General features: G+C 71.2%; 22 protein-coding genes. 4 read left to right on the forward strand and 18 right to left on the reverse strand.

Annotated features, from left to right (window positions below; all coding sequences use genetic code 11):
* Positions 1–14 precede the first annotated feature (14 nt).
* From SSP29_RS07020 to SSP29_RS07030, 3 genes are read right to left on the reverse strand one after another with little or no spacing between them, the layout of a single operon-like run.
* Complete coding sequence (locus tag SSP29_RS07020) at positions 15–1,445, reverse strand: acyltransferase family protein (protein ID WP_089099543.1); 1,431 nt, start codon at positions 1,443–1,445, stop codon at positions 15–17.
* A complete protein-coding gene (locus SSP29_RS07025; protein WP_089099544.1) occupies positions 1,445–3,871 on the reverse strand; it encodes a bifunctional polysaccharide deacetylase/glycosyltransferase family 2 protein in 2,427 nt (808 codons plus the stop codon). The genes SSP29_RS07020 and SSP29_RS07025 overlap by 1 nt, the downstream gene beginning before the upstream one ends.
* Positions 3,872–3,893: 22 nt before the next feature.
* Entirely contained in the window at positions 3,894–4,271 is a 378-nt protein-coding gene (locus SSP29_RS07030; RefSeq protein ID WP_150133682.1) for a hypothetical protein, read from the reverse strand.
* A 305-nt stretch (positions 4,272–4,576) separates the two neighbouring features.
* Between SSP29_RS07030 and SSP29_RS07035 the strand changes: the two genes are divergently transcribed.
* Complete coding sequence (locus SSP29_RS07035; protein ID WP_167449858.1) at positions 4,577–5,626, forward strand: chitinase; 1,050 nt, start codon at positions 4,577–4,579, stop codon at positions 5,624–5,626.
* A gap of 107 nt (positions 5,627–5,733) precedes the next feature.
* Here SSP29_RS07035 and SSP29_RS07040 read toward each other — a convergent pair whose 3' ends face one another.
* The 5 genes from SSP29_RS07040 to SSP29_RS07060 form a co-directional block, all read right to left on the reverse strand.
* A complete protein-coding gene (locus SSP29_RS07040; protein ID WP_089099547.1) occupies positions 5,734–6,183 on the reverse strand; it encodes an imidazolonepropionase-like domain-containing protein in 450 nt (149 codons plus the stop codon).
* A gap of 20 nt (positions 6,184–6,203) precedes the next feature.
* Entirely contained in the window at positions 6,204–7,403 is a 1,200-nt protein-coding gene (mqnC, locus tag SSP29_RS07045) for a cyclic dehypoxanthinyl futalosine synthase (RefSeq protein ID WP_089099548.1), read from the reverse strand.
* Between the two features lie 73 nt (positions 7,404–7,476).
* Positions 7,477–8,334: a prepilin peptidase gene (locus SSP29_RS07050; RefSeq protein WP_089099549.1), complete on the reverse strand. Its 858-nt coding sequence runs from the start codon at positions 8,332–8,334 to the stop codon at positions 7,477–7,479.
* Complete coding sequence (locus SSP29_RS07055) at positions 8,331–11,318, reverse strand: hypothetical protein (protein ID WP_107436145.1); 2,988 nt, start codon at positions 11,316–11,318, stop codon at positions 8,331–8,333. The genes SSP29_RS07050 and SSP29_RS07055 overlap by 4 nt, the downstream gene beginning before the upstream one ends.
* Positions 11,319–11,586: 268 nt before the next feature.
* Positions 11,587–11,937, reverse strand: a complete 351-nt coding sequence (locus tag SSP29_RS07060) for an SsgA family sporulation/cell division regulator (RefSeq protein ID WP_089099551.1) — start codon at positions 11,935–11,937, stop codon at positions 11,587–11,589.
* Positions 11,938–12,134: 197 nt separating this feature from the next.
* Here SSP29_RS07060 and SSP29_RS07065 point away from each other — a divergent pair, with 197 nt between their 5' ends.
* On the forward strand, positions 12,135–13,685 hold the full coding sequence (locus tag SSP29_RS07065) for a sigma-70 family RNA polymerase sigma factor (RefSeq protein ID WP_089099552.1): 1,551 nt from the start codon (positions 12,135–12,137) through the stop codon (positions 13,683–13,685).
* Between the two features lie 121 nt (positions 13,686–13,806).
* Here the strand turns inward: SSP29_RS07065 and SSP29_RS07070 are convergent, their stop codons facing one another.
* Genes SSP29_RS07070 through SSP29_RS07110 form a run of 9 tightly spaced genes read right to left on the reverse strand, consistent with a single transcriptional unit; the run spans position 13,807 to position 20,311 of the window.
* Positions 13,807–14,268, reverse strand: coding sequence for a TadE/TadG family type IV pilus assembly protein (locus SSP29_RS07070; RefSeq protein ID WP_089099553.1), 462 nt, complete (start codon positions 14,266–14,268; stop codon positions 13,807–13,809).
* Positions 14,265–14,684: a TadE/TadG family type IV pilus assembly protein gene (locus tag SSP29_RS07075; RefSeq protein ID WP_089099554.1), complete on the reverse strand. Its 420-nt coding sequence runs from the start codon at positions 14,682–14,684 to the stop codon at positions 14,265–14,267. Before SSP29_RS07075 ends, SSP29_RS07070 begins: the two co-directional genes overlap by 4 nt.
* Positions 14,685–15,137, reverse strand: a complete 453-nt coding sequence (locus tag SSP29_RS07080; protein ID WP_438363774.1) for a TadE family protein — start codon at positions 15,135–15,137, stop codon at positions 14,685–14,687.
* Positions 15,138–15,189: 52 nt separating this feature from the next.
* Positions 15,190–15,441 carry a hypothetical protein gene (locus SSP29_RS07085; RefSeq protein WP_089099556.1) on the reverse strand — a complete coding sequence of 84 codons (252 nt, stop codon included), beginning with the start codon at positions 15,439–15,441 and terminating at the stop codon, positions 15,190–15,192.
* A gap of 43 nt (positions 15,442–15,484) precedes the next feature.
* A complete protein-coding gene (locus SSP29_RS07090; protein WP_150133687.1) occupies positions 15,485–16,405 on the reverse strand; it encodes a type II secretion system F family protein in 921 nt (306 codons plus the stop codon).
* The gene (locus SSP29_RS07095; protein WP_167449878.1) at positions 16,402–17,385 is read right to left on the reverse strand and encodes a type II secretion system F family protein; all 984 of its coding nucleotides are present in this window, start codon (positions 17,383–17,385) and stop codon (positions 16,402–16,404) included. The genes SSP29_RS07090 and SSP29_RS07095 overlap by 4 nt, the downstream gene beginning before the upstream one ends.
* A 39-nt stretch (positions 17,386–17,424) precedes the next feature.
* Positions 17,425–18,732 (reverse strand): TadA family conjugal transfer-associated ATPase, encoded by a 1,308-nt coding sequence (locus SSP29_RS07100; protein ID WP_089099558.1) that lies wholly within the window; start codon positions 18,730–18,732, stop codon positions 17,425–17,427.
* Positions 18,729–19,568, reverse strand: a complete 840-nt coding sequence (locus tag SSP29_RS07105) for a hypothetical protein (protein WP_089099559.1) — start codon at positions 19,566–19,568, stop codon at positions 18,729–18,731. The genes SSP29_RS07100 and SSP29_RS07105 overlap by 4 nt, the downstream gene beginning before the upstream one ends.
* A gap of 17 nt (positions 19,569–19,585) precedes the next feature.
* On the reverse strand, positions 19,586–20,311 hold the full coding sequence (locus SSP29_RS07110; RefSeq protein WP_089099560.1) for a hypothetical protein: 726 nt from the start codon (positions 20,309–20,311) through the stop codon (positions 19,586–19,588).
* Positions 20,312–20,869: 558 nt separating this feature from the next.
* On the opposite strand from SSP29_RS07110, the gene SSP29_RS07115 reads away from it, so the two are divergent.
* Together SSP29_RS07115 and SSP29_RS07120 are read left to right on the forward strand one after the other, a co-directional pair.
* A complete protein-coding gene (locus SSP29_RS07115; RefSeq protein WP_145968862.1) occupies positions 20,870–21,553 on the forward strand; it encodes a hypothetical protein in 684 nt (227 codons plus the stop codon).
* A gap of 87 nt (positions 21,554–21,640) precedes the next feature.
* Positions 21,641–22,138, forward strand: coding sequence for a hypothetical protein (locus tag SSP29_RS07120; protein ID WP_089099562.1), 498 nt, complete (start codon positions 21,641–21,643; stop codon positions 22,136–22,138).
* A gap of 389 nt (positions 22,139–22,527) precedes the next feature.
* Here SSP29_RS07120 and SSP29_RS07125 read toward each other — a convergent pair whose 3' ends face one another.
* Positions 22,528–23,331: a hypothetical protein gene (locus SSP29_RS07125; RefSeq protein ID WP_089099563.1), complete on the reverse strand. Its 804-nt coding sequence runs from the start codon at positions 23,329–23,331 to the stop codon at positions 22,528–22,530.
* Positions 23,332–23,345: the final 14 nt, after the last annotated feature.

Raw genomic sequence — 23,345 nt, forward strand, 5'->3', positions numbered from 1 at the left:
CTTGCAGCACGCCCTCAGGGGAGAAGCTTCGGCTTCTTCTTCGCGGCCACGTCCTCCACCCAGCCGCACGCCACGACGAACACCGCGATCAGGATCCAGCCGACGCCGAACATGAACCACTGGCTGTCCAGCGGGAGCCACTTCTCGAACGCGGGCACGTTCCACATCTGGTCGATCAGCGGGACCGCGAGGACCAGCGCGATCTCGTGCCAGAGGTAGATCGTCACCGCGCGGGCGTTGAAGATCGTGACCGTCCGGTCGAGCTTCTTGTAGCGGGTCAGCCAGGCGAAGTCGATCTTGAAGTAGGCCTTCGCCCACATCAGCAGCATCACGAATCCGGCCGACCAGAAGGCCTGTGCGAGGGGGTTCTCGTCCAGGTCGTAGGTGCCGAAGTCGGCCTGGTGCGAGAAGGCGTACCAGCCGCCGTAGCCGATGGCGGCGAGCGAGCCGACGACCACCAGGGCCGGCTTCATCCGCTGGAGCACGCCGTCGCGGTGTGCGAAGCCGAGGATCCAGCAGAAGAGGTACGTCGACAGGTCCCACAGGGCGCTGCCGAACCGGTTGTCGGGGCCGGACCAGACGAAGTTCAGGACCAGGATCGGGGCCAGCGACCCCAGGAGTACCGGGATCGGGGCCTTGCGGAAGATCCACAGCAGCGCCGGGGAGAGGAGCACGAACCAGAGGTAGGTGCGCAGGTACCAGAGGATCTCCCAGGCCTGGGTGCCCCACGCGTTGCCCGGCGGGTCGCCGAGCGGCACGATCCAGTAGACGATCTGCCAGCCCGGCATCCAGTCGTGGATCAGCATCGCGAGGACGACGAAGAAGCCCCAGAACCAGAAGGGCGGCAGGAGGCGGCGGAGCCGGCTCTTGACCACCTTGAGCGCCGGACGCTCCAGGGACTTCGCCATGAGGGTGCCGGCGAGGCCGAACATGATGCCCATGGAGGGGAACACCATGCCGCACCAGGCCCAGCCGAAGGTGTGGTAGGTGACGACGCGGATGAGGGCGACGGCGCGGAGGGTGTCGAAGTAGCGGTCCCTTGCAGCGGGCTTGGGCTGCGGGTTCGGGTCGGACTCCTGGGCGTCGGCTGCTTCGGTGACCGGAGTTGTGGGCTGTGCCCACCCTCCCCCACTCTCGGCTTCGCTCGAGCGGGGGGACCCCCATCGCCCTGCGGAACGATTGCCCACAGCGGTGGCGGTGGCGGCCGCGGCAGCGGCAGCGGCGGCAGGGGTCGGCTCCGGCTGCGACTGCAACTCCGGTGTCGGTTCCGGTTCCAGCTCCACCGGCGGCAACGGGGCCGTCTGGTCCGGGGCCGGGGGGTAGGTGTAGTCGGTGTACTGCTGTTGTTGCGGGTACGGCTGCTGGGCGTACTGCTGCTGGCCGTAGGGGCCGTAGTCGTAGCCGTTGTAGCCCTGCTGGTACGGGTTCTGCTGGTCCCAGCTCATCAGCTGCTCACCCCCGCCGGGGTGCCGACCTCGCCCGTGCGCTTGAGTTTCTGCCAGCGCAGGCGGCCGCCGGTGAGGGCGGTGATGCAGGAGTGGATGAGGACGAGGTACATCATCTGACGGTAGGCCAGCTGCTGCAGCGGCATCATCGCGAGATAGCGGTACTTCTCCTTGTCCAGGCGGAACGCGTAGGCCGCGCAGGTCAGTTGGATGCCGAGGACGGCGAGCCAGGCGAGCAGGGCCGCCTCGAAGTCGACGAAGATCATCGAGTAGATCGTGAAGACGTCGATCAGAGGGGCGAAGACCGGGGTGACGATCTGGAAGAGGACGACCAGGGGCATGCCGACGCGGCCGAAGCGGCCCGACGGGCCCTTGTCCGTCAGGGACTTGCGGTGCTTCCACAGGGCCTGCATGGTGCCGTAGGACCAGCGGTAGCGCTGGGACCACAGCTGCTTCAGCGAACCGGGCGCCTCCGTCCAGGCCTTGGCGTGCTCCTGGTAGACGACCCGCCAGCCCGCACGGTGCATGGCGATGGTGATGTCGGTGTCCTCGGCGAGGGTGTCCTCGCTCATGCCGCCGACCCCCAGGACCGCCTCGCGCCGGAAGGCGCCGATCGCGCCGGGGATCGTCGGCATGCAGCGCAGCAGGTCGTACATGCGCCGGTCGAGGTTGAAGCCCATCACGTACTCGATGTGCTGCCAGGCGCCGATGATCGTGTTGCGGTTGCCGACCTTGGCGTTGCCGGCGACCGCGCCGACCTCGGGGTCGGCGAACGGCTGCACGAGGTGCCCCACCGTCTCGGGCTCGAAGACCGTGTCGCCGTCCATCATCACGACGATGTCGTAACTGGCGTTGCGCACACCGTTGTTGAGGGCGGCCGGCTTGCCCGCGTTCTCCTGGCGGATGACTCGGACGTTGTACATGCCGAGCTTGTCGGCGGCGGCGCGGGCGATCTCCGAGGTGCCGTCCGTGGAACCGTCGTCGACGACGATGACCTCGATCGGGTGGGTGCTCCGCGCCAGCGACTCCAGGGTGTTGGCGATGCACTCCTTCTCGTTGTACGCCGGGACGATCACGCTCACCGGTCTGGTGACCGTCTCCCCCCAGCTGAACCTGCGTTTGTTGCGCAGCCGGTAGTGGCGGCGGGCGATGAGCAGCATCATCCCGAAGCGGCCCATGACCGCGATGCCGACGACGAACAGCAGACCGGACAGGACCGGGAGGGCCCACTCGGCTATCGCGACCGCGATGATGAGCGCCTTGCCCTCGTAGAGGGTCATGCCGGTGGCCGTGCGGTGGGCGGCCTGGAGGCGGGAGACGGTGGTGGTGCGGGTGCCGGTCCCGCTGTTGGGGGTGGTGCCGCCTTCACCGTTGGGGCCGGTGCCGTTCGGGACGGTGCCGCCGCCGGGCTGAGAGCCGGTGCCGGTGCCGCCGGTGCTCGTACCGGTTCCGGTGCCGGTGCCGGTCACGCCGGCCTCGGTGAGCCCGGTGGTGGTCTGGCCGTTCGAGCCGGTGTTCGCGGCGGCGGCCTGCTGGTTGGTGGTGCTCCGCTTCTGGATGACGCCGCTGATGGTGGTGAAGGTGTAGCCCTTCGCCTTCATCTTCTTGATGTACTGCGGCAGCGCCTTGATCGTCTGCGAGCGCTCGCCACCGGCGTCGTGGAAGAGGACGGCGGCACCCTTCGTGCCGCTCGGCGTGGCCCACTTGACGATCTTCGAGACGCCCGGCTTCTTCCAGTCGTCGCTGTCGGTGTCGACGAAGACGCTGGTGTAGCCCTCGCCGCCGAGCTTCTTGTAGACCGGCCAGCTGTAGTTGTCGATGGCGTCGGTCTCGGAGGAGTACGGCGCGCGGAAGAGGGTCGTGGTGATGCCGGCCGCGCCCGCCAGCGCGAGCTGCGTCTGCTGCATCTCGCGGTTGATCCGGGCGTCGCTCTGGTACGACAGGTCGACGTGCGTGAACGTGTGGATGCCGACCTCGTTGCCCTGCTGGACCATCGTCTTCACGATGCTCGGGTAGCGCGACACCATGGAGCCGACCAGGAAGAACGTGGCGGGCACGTCGTACTGTTCGAGGATCTTGAGGACCTGCGGGGTGTAGGTCGGGTTCGGGCCGTCGTCGAAGGTGAGGGCGATGGTCTTGGAGGGGACCGAGACGGTGGACGCCTGGCCGCCCCGGAAGGTGAGGATCGGGCCGCCGTCGAGGACCTTGTCCGGCACCTTGCTCGAACTGGCGCCGGTGCGGACCCGCTGGTCGCCGCCGACCTCTGCGCGCAGATAGCCGTCGAGCAGCATCACGCAGGTCAGCGCCAGCAGGAGCAGCAGCGCGAGGATGACACGTGGTTTCTGCAGCGCCGCGGCCCTGCCCGCCGCCCGCTCGATGCGGGTGGGGGCGCGCCTGCGGCCGCGTGAGGACGTCGGAGTAGTCATGGGAAGAGGCCTGCGTTTCCGGTCAGTCGGCGGTGGCGGATGCGGAGGCGGACGGGGTGGCGGCGGTCGAGGGCAGCGACGACGGGCGGCCGCTGGGCAGGCCGACCTGGCCGCCGATGCCGCCCTGCGGGCGTACGCCGCCGGGGGCGTTGCCGGCGCGTGCGAAGTCGGGGATCAGCGAGTCCGGGGTGAGCGAGGTTCCCCAGCCCATGAAGGCGGCGCCGAGCACTCCCGTGTAGGCGAGGCAGACGACGCCGAGGAGGAGGCCGACACGCCGCAGCACCTTGGACCGGCGCCCGGAGGAGTCGACGAACACGGGCCCCTCGGCAGACCCGTTGCCTTGTTTGCGGCGGCTACCGCGCCCGGCGGCGCGGCTTTCGATGGCAGGCTCGGATTGCATTCCACGGATATTAGACAGCCTTTATGTGACCGTCTTCGGAGTTCTTGTGAAGCGCCCATGAGAAACCCCTTAACCTGTCTTTTTACTGAGAGATTCTGTGAACACCTGCGGAGACCACCAGGGAGGGGAAACTACCTCAACACCCCTTTTGAGCTGCACCTTTCGCGCGCTACGCACCCTTCATTCCGTGAGGTTTCTATGAATTGATCGGAACGTTGAACACGATGACCGTGTGAGACGTTTTCCTTTGGAATCAGGCTTTGTTTCGAGCCTGAGACACAAATCACGAGAGCGGGTGCATCTTAATGCGGAGTTTCCTCAGGCCGGCTGCTGGGCTTACCTGCCTGTTTGCCATGGCAGTCGCGGGGTGCTCCTCGGGCTCCGACGGCACGTCGGACGCGGCGCCCGCACCGTCGAAGAAGGCGTCGTCAGCGGCGTCGGCGTCGGCGAGCGAGGCCGACGGCTCGGACGGGTCCAGCACCTCGTACGCGCCCTACGTCAGCGCGACGGAGGCCGCCGGCACGGACGACGCCGGGTCACCCTCGACGTACAACCTCGCGTTCGTGATCGCCAGCGGCAGCAGCTGCACGCCGGCGTGGAACGGGACGGACGCGATCGGCAGCTCGACCGTGAAGTCGCGGATCTCCAAGCTGAAGGAGGACGGTGCGACGGTCCGGGTGTCCTTCGGCGGGGCCTCCGGGAAGGAGCTGGCGACGACGTGCTCCAGCGCGTCGAAACTCGCCGCCGCGTACGGTGCCGCGCTGGACGCCGCGGGCTCCGCCCAGGCCGACTTCGACATCGAGGGCGACACGCTGACCGACTCCGACTCGGTCGCCCTGCGGTCGGAGGCGATCGCGCTGCTCCAGAAGGAACGGCCGGACCTGGAGGTCTCCTTCACGCTGCCCGTGATGCCGTCGGGGCTCGACTCCGACGGCCTCGCGCTGCTGGAGTCCGCGAACAAGTACGACGTGCAGGTCTCGACGGTCAACATCATGACCATGAACTACGGCGAGTCGTACGACAAGGACATGGGCGACTACGCGGTCACCTCGGCGAAGGCCACGCACACGCAGCTGAAGAAGGTGTTCGGGCTGTCGGACGCGGGGGCCTGGGGCGGGATGGCGCTGACCTCGATGATCGGCGTGAACGACGTCGACGGGGAGACGTTCTCGCTGTCCGACGCGAAGGACGTGCGGGCGTTCGCGGAGGAGGAGGGGGTCGCGTGGGTGTCGATGTGGTCGACGTTCCGGGACGTGCAGTGTGAGAGCGGGAGTTCGGGGGATGACGATGCGGCGACGAATTGCAGTGGGGTGACTCAGAGTTCGGGGGCGTTCGGGGAGGCGTTCGCGGGCTGAGTGTCGTCTGCCGGCCGGTGGGGGCTGGTCGCGCCCACGCGGCGGAGCCGCATATCGATACAGCCCCGCGCCCCTGACGGGGCGCTTTCCTGAGCTGCGTTGAAAAGTCACCTTCGCCTGTGAACCAGTCGGCCCGCGCACACCGTCGCGATACACGCCCCTGCGGCGTCGAAGACCGCCAAGTCCGCTCGGCCGGTCTCGACGATCGTCGGCTCGCGCCACGGACTCGGCACGATCACGACGTCGTTGCGGTCCGCCGCCGCCCGTAGTTCGGGTGAGTCGACGTACCGCTCCAGGACCGCGGTCGCTCCCTGCTTCAGCACCGCGTGCACACGCTCCCGTGGGCTGGGGGCGTCCGGGAGGGGGCCGTCGTGGATGCGGGCGGGGCCCAGCGCACCCGGCCAGGTGCGGACCCGCGCCCGCGGGAAGCGCTCACGCAGGTCCTCGTACAGCCCCACGGCGGCGATCCGGTCCTGTACGACGGCCACCGCACCGTTCTCGACCGGCTCGGAGTCCCAGGTGCCGAAGATCCGGTCCGCCGTGTGAATCGTCTCCACGAATACGAATACGTCGGGCGTCAGTTGGAGGCGAGGAGCTTCAGCTCGGGGTGTGCGGTGCCGCCCTCGATCGCCGTCGAGGAGATGTGGGACATCACCCGCTCGTCGACCGGGTCGTTCGCCGGGTCGTCGTGGACGACGAGGTGCTCGTAGGTCGTGGCGCGCTGCGCCGGGACGCGGCCCGCCTTGCGGATCAGGTCGATGATCTCCAGGCGGTTGGAGCGGTGCTTGGCGCCGGCCGAGGAGACGACGTTCTCCTCCAGCATGATCGAGCCGAGGTCGTCCGCGCCGTAGTGGAGCGAGAGCTGGCCGACCTCCTTGCCGGTCGTCAGCCAGGAGCCCTGGATGTGGGCGACGTTGTCGAGGAAGAGGCGCGCGATGGCGATCATCCGCAGGTACTCGAAGAGCGTGGCCTGGGTGCGGCCCTTCAGGTGGTTGTTCTCGGGCTGGTAGGTGTACGGGATGAAGGCGCGGAAGCCGCCCGTACGGTCCTGGACGTCCCGGATCATGCGCAGGTGCTCGATGCGCTCGGCGTTGGTCTCGCCGGTGCCCATGAGCATCGTGGACGTGGACTCCACGCCCAGCCGGTGCGCGGTCTCCATGATCTCCAGCCAGCGCTCGCCGCTCTCCTTGAGGGGCGCGATGGCCTTGCGGGGGCGCTCGGGGAGGAGCTCCGCGCCGGCGCCGGCGAAGGAGTCCAGGCCGGCCTCGTGGATGCGGGTGATGGCCTCCTCGACGGAGACACCGGAGATCCGGGCCATGTGCTCGACCTCGGAGGCGCCCAGGGAGTGGATCACCAGCTGCGGGAACGCGTCCTTGATCGCCTTGAAGTGCTTCTCGTAGTACTCGACGCCGTAGTCCGGGTGGTGGCCGCCCTGGAACATGATCTGGGTGCCGCCCAGTTCGACCGTCTCCGCGCAGCGGCGCAGGATGTCGTCGAGGTCGCGGGTCCAGCCCTTGGCGGTGTCCTTGGGGGCCGCGTAGAAGGCGCAGAACTTGCACGCCGTGACGCACACGTTCGTGTAGTTGATGTTCCGCTCGATGATGTACGTCGCGATGTGCTCGGTGCCCTCGTAACGGCGGCGGCGTACGGCGTCGGCGGCGGCGCCCAGCGCGTGCAGCGGGGCGTCGCGGTAGAGGTCGAGCGCCTCTTCCGGGGTGATCCGCCCACCGGCTGCGGCACGGTCGAGGACGGACTGCAGGTCGGCCTTCTCGGTCACCGGGCGCGTCCCTTTCGTAATGGCTTGTGGACGGACCGAACCAGCCTACGCCAGCCCTTCGGACGGCCCGACCTCAGGCCGTGTACGCGCCGACCAGCAGCCCCGCGAACGCCCCCGCGATCAGGAACGGCCCGAACGCGATCGCCGTCTTGCGCCCGGCCCGCCGTACGACGACCAGCACGCCGCCGTAGAGGGCGCCGAGCAGGAAGCCGGCGAAGGTGCCGAGCAGCACGGTGGGCCAGCCGTACCAGCCGAGGGCGGCGCCCGTACCGAGGGCCAGCTTCACGTCGCCGAAGCCCATGCCGCCGGGGTTGATGAGGAAGAGGACGAAGTAGGCGCCGCCGAGGGCGAGGGCCGCGTAGAGGGAGGTGGTCCAGTCGCCGGCGTGCTCGGGCAGCAGGGCGGCCACCCCGAGGAGGGCGAGGGCGGCGGCCGCTAGGGGGAGCGTGAGGGGGTCGGGGAGCCGCTGTACCCGGAAGTCGACCACCGCGAGCAGTACGCCGACGGGGGCCAGCAGCAGCCAGACGGCGAGTTCGGGGCGGGTGCCGGTGGCGAGGGCGAGGGCTGCGCAGACCGCGGCGGTGGCCAGGGCGAGGGGGGTGGCGCGGGGGGCCCGGGGGGCGGGTGCGGGTGGCCCCTGCGGGGCGTCCTCGCCGTCGGCGGCCGCGGGTTCGTCGTCGGGGGCGGGTGCGGAAGCCTCCGTCGGCGCGGGTACGGGTGCGGGTGCTTGGGCCGGGGAGTCGGCCGCGCAGTCGCCGCAGTGCGCGCTCCCCAGCCAGCCCCTGACGGGGTGGCCGGCCGGGCAGGTCTTGCGCCATTCCTCCCCCGCCGGGGCCGAGAAGCGGTACGCGGCGCGGGGCAGCAGGGCGCCGGCCGTCGCGCCCCAGAGGGCGGCGGCGGCCGGGAGGGCGAGGTCCAGGGCGGTCGTCATCCCGTCGCGGCGGCGCCGTCGCGCCAGGTCGGGAGGAGTTCGTCGAGGAGGGCCTCGGTGCGCGGGGGCAGGCCGCGTGCACCGCTGCGGGCGACGAGGTCGGCGGCGAGGGCGCGCAGCCGGTCCGGGTCGCCGGTGGCGTGCGTGGCGCGCAGCAGCTCGTTCCAGAGGCGCTCGTCCGCCGAGGCGGTCCTCAGCGCCGCGCCGAGCGCCTCGATCGCCTTCTCCGCGCGGTCCTTCTCCAGGTGGAACGCGGACAGCGCGAGGCCGATGTCGGCGACGAGGAGCGGGAGCTGGGCGTCGATGATCTCGTGGGTGAGCCAGCGGTAGCGGCCCTCCGCGCGATCGGCGAGCAGCGGGCCGCGCACCAGGACGAGCGCGTCGGTGAGGAGGCGGCCGCGGACCGCCCGGCTGTCGACGCCCTTGCCCTGGGTGGCCTCGTGGTAGAGGGAGCGCAGGACGTCCAGGTCGGAGACGACCGACTTGGCGAGCGTGAGACGGCCCGCCGCGTCGGTGCGCAGCCGGGCGCCGCCGTCGGGGTCGGTGCCGAGCCAGCCGCGCAGCCGCTCCAGGAGGGAGTCGCGGACGTCCTCCGTCACGCCCCGCGGCCACAGCGCGGACGACAGCACGCGCGGGTGCACGCCCTCGCGGTGCAGGAGGAGCAGCGCCAGGGCCTCGTGGAGGAGGGCGCTGCGCTCGCCGTCGGGGGCGTCCAGGCCCATGATCTCGTACGGCCCGACGAGCCGCGCGTACACCGCGGGACGGCCCTGTTCGCTGATGTCGACGAGGAACGGCGGGGTGGTGGTGGGCCCGTCCGGGTCGCGCTCGGGGTCGGCCTCCACGAAGAGTTCGACGACCGCGCGCTGCTGGACGGCGGGCAGCAGCTGGGCCTGGAGTTCCAGGCCGAGGAGCGGGGCGAGGAGCCTGCCGTCCGGGGTGATCTCCATCGCCCAGGCGGCGCCGGCCAGGTCGTCGCTCTCGGTGCCGACCAGGTAGCCGATGCCCAGCCGGCTGGCGTCCGCGGCGAGTTCGGCCAGGCGCAGCGCGTCCTCGGCGGACGGCTGGGTGGCGAGCAGGACCAGGTTCGGCGCCCAGCGGGTGTGCTGGGCGGGCCCGGTCCGGCCGGTGAGGACCGAGTGGTGGTCGGCGGCGCCCAGCGCGCCGCGCCGCTGCCGGGTCTCCGCCTCCATCGTCTCGAACAGCGCCTCCACGTCGTCGAGATGGCGCAGCCGGTTGGGGGCGAGCGGGGTGAGGTCCGCGCCGAAGCCGACGAGCGTGATGGTCATACGGTCCGACCAGCCGTTGGTGGCGAGTTCGGCGGCGACGGAGGCGAACACGGCGGCCCGGTCGGCCTCGCGGCCGCTCAGCGAGACGATGCCGGGCACGGCCTCCAGGTTGAGCAGCAGCCGCGAGTCGTCCATGGTGCCGAGGCTGACCAGACCGGGGTACGGGGCCGCGGCGTCGGTGTCCTCGTAGCGCTCGGCGTCCGCGCGGGACAGCGTCCAGAACGTCTGGTCCTGGCCGAGCTGCCAGGGCGCCGGGGGTTTGCCGGCCGGCTGGGCGAGTTGCAGATGCAGATCGCCGTGGCTGAGCCAGGCCGCGTAGACGACGGGCAGCGAGCGGGACTCGGCGGTGAGGGCGGCGGCGAGTCCGCGCAGCGACCGGTCGAGCAGTCGTACGCCCTCCGGGTCCGCGCCGACCAGCAGCGCGTCCTGTACGTCCTGGGCGTCGCCGGTCGGGATCGGCGGCTCCATGCCGCGGCGGCCGCCCACGGCACCGAGCGCCGACTGCCACAGGGCCTGCCGGCGCCGGCGGCCGAGGGCGGCCAGCAGGCCGGCGGCGAGGAGGGGGGCGCCGAGGAGGGCCTCGGACAGACCGAAGGAGGAAGAGGAAGAGGAGGAAGAGGCGGAGTGCGCGGAGGTGGTCCCGTGTGCGGCGGGGGTGGCGGTGTTGTCGCCGGCCTGGCGCTGGCTCGGCACAGTGATCTGGGCGGTGGCGCCGTCCTGGTCCGCGTGCTGTCCGCCGCCCTGCTCCTGGTGCTGCTGCTGGGCGTGGTCGCCGCTCTTCGCGTAGTCGCCGATCTGCTGCCGGACCTCGGGGGAGACGTGCGCGTCGGGGTTCTCGACGAGTTCGCCGCCGTGCGCGTCGCCGGGCATCTCCATGATCCAGCCGGGGCGGATGAGGCTGGCCTCGGAGAGCCGGGAGCCGTCGGGCTGGATGCGGTCCTTGTTGAGCTCGTAGATCTCCTTGTACCGGCGGCCGTCGCCGAGGTGGCGTTGCGCTATCTCCCACAGGGAGTCGTGGTGGCGGCCCTCGGGCGGCTGGATCCGGTAGTACTTCGTCGCGCCGTGCGTGGCGGTGGAGCCGTGCTCGGCCTGGGCGGAGACCTGACCGGCCTGCTCGGCGAGTGCGGCGGCGGTGCTCTTCGCCTGCTCCTGCTGCTGGGCGAGGATGCCGGGGGTCGCCTGGGCGGCGGCCACCGTGCCCTTCTGGTTGCCCTCCAGGCTGTGGCCGAGCTGCGAGAGGCCCGGGGTGAGGCTGGCGGCGGTGGCGCCGACCAGCAGCAGGGCGGCGACCAGCTGCCGGGCGAGCAGCTGGCTGGGGCCGGAACCGGGGACCCGGCCGGGCAGGCCGACGCCGGAGACGGCGGCCTTGACCTCCACCAGCACGCAGGCCGTGAACTGGGCCCAGGCCAGCCACACGATGACCGTCAGGGTGTTCAGGAAGACGTCGACGCCGATCGGCTGCGACAGCCAGTCCATGCTGGGCGCGCTGCGCGGCAGCGGCCAGCCGACGGTCACGGCGAGGGCGCCGGGGACGCCGACGACGAGGACGAGCAGCACCACGAAGGCGAGGAACGCCTTGACGACGTCCCCGAACGTACGCCGACGCAACCGCACCGGCTGCGGGGTCCGGTTCCGCGGACCCGACGGAGCGGTCCCCGCCGGTCTTCCCGTCGAGCTTGATGTGCTGCGTCGCGCCATGGCGGGTGTCCCGAGGTCGTGTGTGGAAGGAGTGGGCCGGGGGCGCACCGAGCCTGTCGAGGTCCCCCTGACGATCCTATTGACTGGGACCGACAGCGTCGAAGGGGAAGAACGGCGAACGGCCGCCCGAATCACCCCTTTTCGCCAACCGATGCCCCATTGACCGGAGTTGTCACCACCCGACCCGCGCACGCCCCCTCCACACACCCCGCACAATCCCCCCCGCCGCCCACCGGGTGACGGTCATACGCCCCCGCCGGCTTCGTTTTCAGCTGCACACCCGGAGCGACGACAGCAGGAAGCGGGTGAGGGCCGAGGTGGGGAAGCTGATCGCCGCCACGCCCTCCTCCGCACGCAACTCCACGACCGTGCGCGACGGGCCGTACGGGCGCACCTGCACGTTGCCGAGCGCGGCCGGGCCCTCCAGACCTTCCTCCAGCAGGGCCCGCGCGAAGGTCCAGGTGACCTCCTCGCCGTCCAGGGAGATCCACGGCGGGAAGACGAAGTGCACGGCCTGCGGGTCGGCCGAGGTGTAGCGGAGGGTCGCGGGGACCGCCACCTCCTGTTCGTCGGCGGTGAGCAGGCGGGCGCCGGTGGGCTGCTCTAGCGTGATGGGCACGGGTCGTCTCCGGGGGTGCGGTGGTGGGCCGTCGTACAAGTGAGAGCGCCTGGGGACGGGCTCATTACGCCGAAAACACAAGCGACTTGAGTGACATGTGTCACTTTCCGACGCGCTTGAAACTTTGCTTGAAAGTTTCGTCATCTACTCTGACAAACCTTCTCCCGCCCCACAGCCGGCAACTGGAGCGTTCCGCCATGCACGACGGTTCCTCTGCAGTGATCAGCGCCACCGCCTATGCCCGGATCTACGAGGAACAGCAGCCGCGCCTCGTCGCGTACGCCCGCTCCCTCACCCGGAACACCTGGCTCGCCGAAGACCTCGTCGCCGAGGCGCACTTCAGGGTCTGGCGGCGGCTGGCCGAGGGGCACGGGATCGACAACGTGTCGGCGTACCTGACGACGACCGTCCGGCATCTCGCGTACGCCGCGAGCGGTGCCGCGCGCGAGACGCCCCGCGACCCGCACGACGACGAGCAGGCCGAGTCCGGCCACCACGGCGACGATCCGGCCGAGCAGGTCTCCTCCGTCGACCTGCTCGTGCGCGTCCTGGCCCAGTTGCCCGAGCGCTGGGTCAAGGCCCTCTGGCTGGCCGAGGCGGAGGGCCAGCCGCTGGCGCAGATCGGTCCGCAGCTGGGCACCAAGGAGGGCGCCACCGCCGTCCTGCTGCACCGCGCCCGTGAAGGGATGCGGCAGGCCTTCCTGCGCACCCAGACCGGGGCCCCGGACGACCCCGCCTGCCAGGTCCACTGGAGCCGGATGCCCGCGTATGTGCGGGGCGCCGCGACGGAACGTCAGTCCGACCGCCTGCTCGGCCATGTGGACACCTGCGAGGACTGCCGGACCCGGCTCGCCGCGCTGATGAGCGCCAACGACCGGCTCCCCGCCCTCGTCGGCCCGGCCCTGCTGGTGTTCGCGGTGGGCGGCACGGCCGGCAAGTTCCTGCTGACCCTGACCGCCGCCGGAGCCTCGGCGGGCGGTCACGCGGGCGGGGGCGCGAGCGGGCTGCTGCACGGCGTACGGCAGGCCACCGGTGTCGGCGGTACGAAGGCGCCGCTGGCGGTCGCGGCGGGCGCGATGGCGGCCGGTGCGGCGGCGCTGGTGCTGATACTCGGCCCCGGCCAGTCGGCCTCGGTCCCCGCCCAGCGGACACCGGTCGCCGACGCGCCGGTGGCACAGGTACCGGTGGCCGAACAGCCGGTGGTCCCGGCGGACACCCCCGCCACCCGGCCGACGGTGACACCCGGTCAGGGCGACGAGGAGCCGGTAGGGCAGCGGAACGCGGGCGACGGCGGTACCGCCGCGGTCGTCGTGTCCCCGTCCGAGCCCACGACGCAACCGCCGGCGTCGAGCGGCAGCGGCAGCGGCAGCGGCAGCGGCAGCGACGGCTCGACGGCGGATCCCGGCGGGAACACCCCAGGGGGCGACGGGAACGGCGACGGCGACGGGGGCGGCACTCCGCCGGTGACCACCGAGCCGACACCGCCCGCCACGCCCACGGACCCGGAGCCCACTCCCCCGGCACCGCCGACCGAGCCGGCTCCCCCGACGGATCCGGTGTACCCGACTCCCGTGGACCCCCCGCCCGTCACGGACCCCGCCCCGGCACCGGCCGACCCGGATCCGGTCACTCCGCCCGACGACGACTGCCCACCGCAGCACGGCCATGGCGACGGCAACGGCAACGGCAACGGCAAGGACCGTACCCACGGCCACAGCAGCCGCACCGCCTCCGGCCCCGAGGCCTGAGCAAGCGCCCCGAAGGGGCGCGGGGCCGTATGGAATGTGCGGCTGCCGCCGCGTGGGCTCGACCAGCCACGACGGCGCCGCGGTCGGCAGACGGCGCATCGCGGCCCTTCCAGCGGAGCGCCTAGCCGACCTCGTTCTCGGCCGTCGCCCGGCCGTGCACCACGATCGCGCCGCCGTAGAACATGCCGGTGAAGACCGGCTCGTACGTCAGCTGGACCTCGACCTGGACCTGCTGGGCGTCGGCGGCGGTGCAGTGCGTGCCCGCGATGTCGGTGGTGGACATGTCCATCTCGCGGGCGAAGGTCTTCACCCGGGCGTCGCAGTCCTGGAAGTTGATCGGCGCGTCGCCCTGGTTCTCGTACAGCTTGTCCAGGTCGATGTCCTGGGCCGCGTAACGGGCCGCCTGCTCCGCGATGTCGGCGGCCCGTTCACGCTTGGAGATGGACAGGCCGCCGTCGATGACGAAGGCGGACAGGGTGAGGAAGACCAGGGCGAAGATGATGACCGCACCGGCGCCCGAGCCCCGGTCGTCGAGACGGAGCCGGCGCGCGGTCCACCAACTGCGCAGCACCGCAAGGCTCATGCCGCCCTCCGGAGCGGGTCGAGGGGCGAGGAGAACGTCGAGGAGAGGGTCGTCGGGATGTCCAGGCCCAGCATCGCCAGACCCCTCACCTCGCAGCTCACCTCGACCGTGAAGATGGTGCCGGACTGGAAGCCGGCGCTGGTCTGTACGACGGAGACCGGCCCCGAGCAGACGTCCGACAGGTCGGCCTCGGCGGCCTTCTGGGCCTCCGACATGGCCGTGGCATGGTCCTTCTGGATGGACCCGGCGCGGGCCGCGTCCCGCGCGGCGCCGTCGATCGCCCCACGCCCGTCGACGAGTTGGCCGAAGGCGACCAGGACGAGAATGAACAGGATCATGACCGGGGCGAGGATGACGACCTCGACGGTGGACAGCCCCCGGTCGTCGTCCAGAGCTCTCTTCTGCACGGAGGACATCTAGTTCTTGTCCTCCACGAACCGCTCCACCGGCCCCGACGACTGCGCGTGCACCGTCAGGTCCAGCCCCGGGAACACCGTCGGGATGCGCGCCGTGATCTCGACGCCGACCGTGGTCTGCTCCGGCTGGAGCATCTTCACGTCGGGCGACAGAACCAGCTGCGGCCCGAGTTGGCTGATGTAGGAGTCGACCACGTCCTGGGCCTCGCCGCGCCAGGCACCGGGCTCCGCGTCGGCGGTGGCGCGGGCCTTGCGGGCGCCGGCCTGGGCGGCCGCCTGGGCCACGTGGTCGGCGAAGAAGTACAGCGCGAACTGCACCGTCGCGAAAATCATGAAGAACAGGACGGGGGTGAGGAACACGAACTCGATCGCCGTCATGCCCGAGTCACCGCGCGCGGCGGCGGCACGCCGGCGTACCCAGCCGCGCAGGCCACTGCTCACGCCCGCAGACATCCCCGTCACCCCCGTAATCCCCGTCATCCCCGTTGTGGTCGCCCTCGTCCGCTCAGCAGGTTCCGCTCGCGTTGGCGCCCTTGATGCAGTCGCCGACCTTCTTGGCGCCGTCGCTCAGGGCGGCGTTGATGATGGCGGCCACCACGCCGACGATCGCCACGACGACCGCGGAGATGATGACCCACTCGACGGCGGAGGCGCCGCGGTCGAGTTCGCCGGAGCGGGCGCGCTGCACCCGGCCCTGGAGGAAGGTGACCAGGAAGTCCACCGCCGGGATCCCGGTGCTGAAGTTCCGTCCGTTCATGATGTGTTGTCCTCTCGAAACAGTTCGCGGTTGTGGAGGGATTTCAGACCTGGAACACCCGCATAGCCGCCGGGAAGATCAGGAAAACCAGGAAGCCGGCGCACAGCAGCAACTGCGCGACGAGCATCGACTGGGACTTCTCGCCCGCGCTGCCCTCGATCTCGGCGAGTTCGCGGTGGCGCATGGTCTCGGCGCGGGAGGCGAGGGACTCGCGGACCTTGGCGCCGTCGTCCGCGACCAGGGCGAGGGAGGCGGAGAGGTCCTTGAGCTCCTCCACGCCGAGTTCCTCGCCGAGCGCGCCCAGCGCCTGCCACTGGCTGACGCCGGTGATCCGGGCGTCGGCGAGGGCATTGCGGATGCGCTGGTTGGCCCAGCCGTCGGAGACCTCGGCGGCCGCCATCAGGGCCTCGGGCAGGCCGCGGCCGCCGGCGAGGCTCATCGACACCAGGTCGAGGTACGCCCCGATGACCCGCCTGAGGTCCCGGCGCTTCTCGGCCGCGTCCCGTCGTACCTCCAGGTCGGGCAGGAAGAAGAACAGGGCCGCGCAGGCCAGGGAGAGCCAGACCGGGATGACCGGGCTGTGCCCGAAGCCCATCGTGTAGACGACGGCGAACAGGAACGGCCCGAAGATCAGGCCGGCCGCCGCGAGCAGCGCCTTGGTCGCCAGGAACTTCTCCCAGCTGCGGTCCAGGACGGCGAGGTCGGCGCGGAGCGAGCGCTGTTCCCAACCCTGCTCCCGGTAGAACTCGGCGACGCGTGCGCCGACTTCGGCGCGCAGCGAGCCGAACCGGCCGGTGTCCTGCGCCGGCCGTGCCGACTCGTAGGCCGCGCCGCGCGCCCGCATCGCGTCGATCCGGGCGACCTGGGCGACCGCGCTGCGCCTGGACGGCATCAGGGCACGGATCAGGGCGTAGACGCCCAGTCCGAGGATCACGCCGACGACGATCGGCATCGTGAGGTTCACCGGCGTACTCCTTCCTCGGTGGGCAGCGGCTGCTGACCAGGCGGACCCTGCTGACCCGGCTGACCCGGCTGGCCGGGAGCGGTGCGGGGCGGCCGTACGAACTGCACGGAGGACTGGTCGCGGACCAGGAACCGTTCCGGGGTCTCGATGGTGGACAGCTTGCGCAGCCACCAGAAGCCGAGCGCGAACAGCCCGCAGACCAGGGCGAGGACGAGCTGGCCGACGGCGGTGCCGTACGGCGAGACGAAGTCGCGGTTGAAGACGGCGAGGCCGAGGACGAACGCGACGGACACGGCGACGACGATCTGCACCGAGCGCCGCGTGGACGCCCGCTGGGCCATCACGCGCTGGCGCATGTCGACCTCCTCGCGGGCCGACTTGGCCAGGGCGCCCAGCACCTGGCGCAGACCGGGGCCGCGGAGGCGGGCGTTGAGGATGAGCGCCGCCACGATGATGTCGGCGGACGCGTCGTCGATCTCGTCGGCGAGGTGCTGGAGGGCGTCCGGCAGCGGGGTGCGGGCGCGCAGCCGGTCGACGAGGGCGTCCAGGTGCGGCCGCAGGATGGGCGCGGCGGCACGGGCCGAGGCCGGGATGGCCTGCTCCAGACCGACCGCGCCGGCGATCGTGTCGCGCAGCGACTCGGTCCAGGAGGCGAGGGCCTCCACGCGCTTCATCGCGGCCCGCTCCTCGGCGGCACCGCCGAACAGCTTGTCCCAGAAGAAGACCAGGACGCCGGCGGCGATGCCGGCCACCGCCCAGCGGGTCATCAGCAGCACGGCGAGCCCGATGATGGCGGCGAGGGAGCCGCGCTGGCCGGCGAACCGGATGAGCTCGGCGGCCCGTTCGTTGGCCTTCTGCTTCTCGTGGTCGGGCTTGGCGGGCAGACCGCGGATCGCCACGATCAGCAGCGCGAGCCCGCCGCCGGCGGCGACTCCGCAGCCGAGCGAGTAGAGGACCTCGGTGGAGAAGAGCCCGCCCATGGAGCCCAGGGAGGCGAAGGGGTTGAGGTTCATGTCAGATCACCCCCAGGCCCCGTGCGGCTGGTAGCCGTAGGCCATCAGGTCCTCCAGGCAGGCTAGGGGCGCATGCGGTACGACCCGGCCGTCGTGTGCCTCCGCGAACACCTCGCTGGACAGCACCCGGCCGTCGACGCCGTTGACCTCACGGACCGAGGTGACCATGCGCTGGAGGCGGCCGCCGGTCTGGTAGTTGTTGCGCCGCTGGATGAAGACGACGAAGTTCACCGCGCCCGCGATCAGCATCTGGCTGGCCTCGATGGGCAGCCGCTCGGCGGCCTGGAGCGCGTACGTCGAGATGCGGTTGAAGACCTCGCTGGAGCTGTTGGCGTGGATCGTGGAGAGGGATCCGTCGTTGCCCTGCGACATCGCGTTGAGCATGGTGACGATCTCGTCGCCGAGGACCTCGCCGACGATGACCCGGGACGGGTTCATACGCAGCGACCGGCGGACGAGTTCGGCCATGGAAATGGCGCCCTGCCCTTCGGAGTTGGGCAGCCGCTCCTCGAACGCCACCACATTGGGGTGCAGGTCGTGGAAGGTGTCGAGCCCGAGCTCCAGCGCGCGCTCGACGGTGATGAGCCGTTCGTGCGGCGGGATCTCGTTGGCGAGGGCCCGCAGCAGGGTCGTCTTGCCGGCGTTGGTGGCCCCCGCGATCATGATGTTCTTGCGGGCGCGGACCGCGCAGGCCATGAAGTGCGCGACCTCGGGGGTCACGGTGCCGTTCCCCACCAGGTCGGAGATGAACACCTTGCCCATGCGGGCGCGGCGGATGGACAGCGCGGGCCGCCGGGTGACGTCCATGACGGCGGAGAGCCGGGAGCCGTCGGGAAGGCGGAGGTCGAGCTGCGGATTGGCCGAGTCGAACGGACGTGACGACAGACCCGAGTAGGCGCCGAGCACCTGGATCAGCTCGATGAGCTCCTCGTCCGTCTCCGCGACGGGATCCCCGATGGCCTCCCGTCCGTCGCTGTACCCGACGAAGACCTGGTCGCAGCCGTTGATGTCGATGTTCTCGACGTCCGCGTCGTCGAGCAGCGGCTGCAGCCGCCCGACGCCGAACAGCGCGGCGTGCACGGCGGCCGCGTACTGCTCCTCGGTCTCCGCGTCCAGCGGGGTGCGCCCGGCGTTGATGTCCGCGCGGGCGTACTCCTCCAGGATCTGGGCTATGACCGCGCGGGCGTACTGCCGTTCGTCCTCGTTGGACATAGGCGTGACACCGGACGTCTGGTCCTGCCGGCGCTGCTCGGCGATCCGGTCGCCGGCGTCCTGCCGGAACCGCTTGACCAACTGGTGGTCGACAGCGGTCACCGGCCGGCCCCCGCGTGGGGCGCCTGCGTCGGTACGGCCCAGGCGGCGCCGTACTGCTGGTGGAGGTCGGCGGTGACCTTGCGGGCCGAGCGGATGAGCAGGGACTTGTCGAGGCGCCCGCGCTTGCGGCCGGCCAGCTGGTCGGCGCCGGCGGGGTCGTCGGCGATGGTGCCGACGACCCGGGCACCGGTCTGGGCGTGCACGAGCATGTCGTTGACCTGGTTGACCAGCTTGCCGGAGCTCGACGGGTCGGCGACCAGGACCACGCCGATCAGCGGGGTGGCGAGGGCGGCCGCACCGCGCGGACCGCCGTGCAGCTTCTGCGCGAGGGCGGCGGCACGGTCCCGGACCCGGGCGAGGGCCTCCGGCTCGGTCCGCGAGACCAGCAGCACGAGCGCCGCGTGCGGGAACAGCTCGACGGCCGGGGTGTCGCCGCTGACCCGGCCGCAGTCGGCGATGACGTCGGCGGGCGCGTTCGGGGAGTCGGCGAGGGAGGCGAAGGCGTGCCCGAGGGTGGGCCAGAGCCCGGCGAGTCCGGCGGCCTGCTCGGCGATGCCCAGCCCGACCAGCACCTCCAGCCCTCCGCTCAACGGCTGTACGTGGTCCCAGAGTTGATCCGGGACGAGTCCTCGTCGCGCCGTGGCGGCTATGGACAGCATGCCGGTGTTGGGGTTGAGCGGTCCGCCGTGCGCGGCGGCACTGCGGTAGACCAGGTCGCCGCCGGCCGGGTCGGCCTCGGCGAGCAGGACCCGGCGCGGCCAGACCGCGGCCAGCGCGACGGCCGCGGTGGTGACGCCGGGGGAACCCTTGTCGGCGGCGATTGCGATGAGCGCCATGGGGTGGAAGCCGCCTTCTAGTTGCCGGTGCCGGGCACGAGGACGAGGGCGACCTCGCCGCCTGACGCGGCGTCGGCCAGGTCGGCGGCCTTGTCGCTGTCGACGGTGAGCGTGATGGCGTAACTGGTGCTGCTGACGAGGTCGCCGCTGCTCTTGTCGTCCGGTACGGCGCTGACCCTGGCGTCGCCCGTGATCAGCGAGTCGGTGCCGGCGGAGGAGGACGAACCGCTGGAGGACGAGCCGCCGGAGGAGCCGCTGACGCGGTAGGCGGCGACGGTGTCGCCCACCTCGATACCGCTCGGGTACTGACCCTCCTTCAGGGCCAGGCCGACGGTGGACTTGCCGGCGGGAAGCTTGCTGCCACTGCCGAACATCTCGCCGACGGCGACGGCACCGGCGGGGATGGTGCTCAGGGCCTTCAGCTTCTTCAGGCTCTCCAGCTGGGACCACCTGACGTAGTGGATGCTGGAGTCGTCGGCGACCATGACGGAGGTCACGTTGCTCCCGTCCACGGACGAGCCGGCCGGGATCTCCTGCGTGATCTTTATGACCTCGATGCGCTTGCCGGCCTGCAGCACGAGCGTCGTCGCCCCCAGCGCACCCAGCAGAATCAGCAGCACCGCGAGCGCGGCCAGCGCGGGCTTGCGCTCACGAGGCGCGGTGGGAAGCCGGTCACCGACCGAAGGCTGAGCCGGACCGGCGGAACGACCGGCGCCCGCCCCCGTACGCTCTTGGATCTTCACGCAACCGCTCCCCGTTACAGCCAAGAAAACTGTCTGCCGAACACTCGAACACTCTGTCAACGCCGTAAAAGCGGACACTCGACTCCAACCGCCCGATCCGGCCGAGTACTCGGCGGCATGGCGAGAGTCAAGCGATCGCACCGTATCAGCCGCACATAAGCCCCTCAAGGCGCGCCCGGACTCCTTGACCTCACCGAAATCGTCGTTGCGATCTGCAACGGCGTTGCCCTGTGCGGCGGTTGGGATCGAGGGGACACCAGGGGACACCGGACTGTGCGCCGGCGAATCCAGAACACCCTGTTCGCGGCCGGGCCGCCCCCGACGCCCTCACCGCGCACCCATGAGGCCTGCACGAAGTGCTCACGTCGGTTCGACCGACACATGCCATGATTTTTGCCTGGCGGGTGCGGGTGTGAGCGCGGGTGCCGGACAAGGGCGGCCTTGCGTGTGGTGGCGGTCACGGCCGTGGCGGCCGTGACCGAACTGTCGCGGATGCTACAGCGGTTGCCGACGGCGCCGTCCGAATAGGATCAGCCGGCCGGGTGGAGGTTCGCCGGCATGAATGACGGGGGAGGATGCAAGGCCGTGATCGAGCCGTCGTACCGCCATCACTGGAAGCCCCCCGAGGGCGAGGAGCTCTTGACGCGCGGCCGAGTGTCCTTCGCGACCGGGGCCGCGGGGCGGGTCGAAGGGCGACGCTGGTTCCGGGACACGGAACGGCGGGACATCCAGGCCGAGTTGGCGGGGTGGCCGGCGGGGCCGGGGTATCGCCGACGCTCGTGGTTCGACCGAGTGGTGTGGGACGGCGTGGTGGCAGTGTTCGCCCTCCTGCTCACCCTCGTCTTCGGCCTCCTCGGAGGCAGCCCGGCCCAGCCCGACGGCCTCGGCAGGAGCGAGGACCCGGAGAACGAGGAGAAGGACTTCCCGGTGCTGTGGGCGGCCCCCGGCACGATCGCCCGCACCCTCCCCTGGCAGCTCGACCCGGCCCGCCGCCCCGACACGGACATCACGGAGCTGGCCCTGACCGACCGCCGGTTGCTGGTGCTCGGCGGGCTGAAGGATCCCAGGGAACCCTGGGAGGAAGTCCTCTGGGAGACGGACCTCAGCACGGTCGCCGCAGTCGAGCGGCGACCGTTCAGTGTCGGCAAGCGGGACTTCAGGATCACCTTCACGGACGGCTCCTGGTGCCGTCTGGCGTCCTTGGAGGGCGAGTCCCTGCTTCGCCCTCTGACCGCCGGCTGACCGGGAGGGGGGTACACCGTGGGTGGATCGGCCAAGCCCGGGCGCCCGAGGGCCGCTCCGGCCGCGTCGCGAGTCCGGGGGCCCGGCGTGAAGAAGGCGAAGAAGGACCGGGGCGCTCTCTTCGGGTGTCTGATGTTCCTCGGCATCGGGGGCGGGATCGTCCTGATGGCGCTGGGCACCATGCTCTGGGGCGACGACACCTGGCGGTGGGCTGCTCGGAACTGGCCGGGCGGGGCGTACGCCTTCGCGGTGTGCCTCGGCGTGGCCGCCCCGCTCCTGGTCGCCCTCTTCCTCCGGGCGCTGGACGGCGTGGGCCGCAAGGCCCGGAAGACCCACCCGGCCCGCGCCCCGGGCTGGACGGTCCTCGCCGTCCTTGCAGTGGCGTCGCTGCTGGCCTTCCTGTGCCTGGCCTTCGACGCGATGGACAGCGGCAAACGCAAGCACCGTTCGGTGGCGCCGAGTTGGGTGTTCGCCCATTATCCCTGGCTGTGGGCGGTGGGCATCGCCTCGACGCTTGCTTCGGCGGTGCTGCTGGTGTGGCTGATGGTGGTCCTGAGCCGGCGAGCCGACGCTGCCAGGACGTGAGCAGGACGAGCGCCCACGTCTCGTCGGCGCGGATGCCGTGTCCCCGAGGTCCGGTTCATGAAGTACATCTCGACACCGCCGTTGGCGTGCGCCGCCTCGGCCTGCTCCCGTATCCGCTCCGCGAGCGCGGCCTCGAGCCGCGGACCGGCCTTCGTACGGCGTAGACCGCGCTTGACCAGCTTGTCGATACGGTGCGCCCACCGGTCGGGATCGAGCACGATCCGCTCCCACCCCTCGGGGACGGCGAGGCGGTAGTCGGAGGGGGTGCGGGGTGCGGGTCAGGGGGTCGGTCGGCGCGGACACGTTCGAGTTCGCCGCGGACACGTTCGAGTTCGCCGCGGCCGCACCGGCCGAACGGGCCGCAGCCGCCGACTCGGCCGTCTCGCCGTTCATCCCGCTGCCCGGCTCGCCTGGCCGTAGCGGTTGCGCCGCCCCATGACCACGACCGTCACCGGTGCCAGCACTAGCACCGTGGCGGCGCCCAGGCAGAGGTAGCCCTCAAGGACGCCGCCGATGTCGGACTCGGTGCCGAGGGAGGGCTTGTAGTGACCTGCCGGGTCGACGACGGCCGCGGTCGTCCGCCCGACTCGGTCGGCACAGTTCTCCTTGTTGTCGATCACCTCGTGGACGGACCCGTCCCGCAGCCGGACCCTGCAGTACGTCTCACGGGTCCCGTGCGTCCACTGATGGCTCGGGGCTGCGATGGTGACCGTCTGTTCCACCCCGCGCAGCTGCAAATACCAGGCGTTGGCGAAGTACGAGCCGACCAGAACCAGTACGAGATAGGCGGCCGCGGTGACATACCGGGCGACAGGGGCCCCGCGGGAGTCACGGGTCTTGAAGGCCACCCAGAAAACCGGCAGCCCGAGCAGCAGGCCGACGAACGCCGCCGCCTTGCCGATGAACAGGCTGGAGAGCAGGCACACGGCGACCGATACGGCCGCCACCAGGAACAGCCGGGCCCACGGCCACACCGGCGTTCCGCCGCCGTACCCGTTCCGCGCCGGCCGGCCCTTGGAGGTGGACTCGGAGAACTCGGAGAGGATGGTGCGTACCCGCCGCATGCCGTCCGGACCAGCCGCGATACGGCGCAGCTCCGACAGCCCCATGCCCACTTCTTCCAGCGCCCGCTGCCATTTCTCCGGCAGTTCCGCGAACAGTTCGTCGACGGACCGCTCGTCCTCGCTCGCCACGTGATCCTTGCTCT

The organism is Streptomyces hyaluromycini (genome assembly GCF_002217755.1).
Classification (GTDB): domain Bacteria; phylum Actinomycetota; class Actinomycetes; order Streptomycetales; family Streptomycetaceae; genus Streptomyces; species Streptomyces hyaluromycini.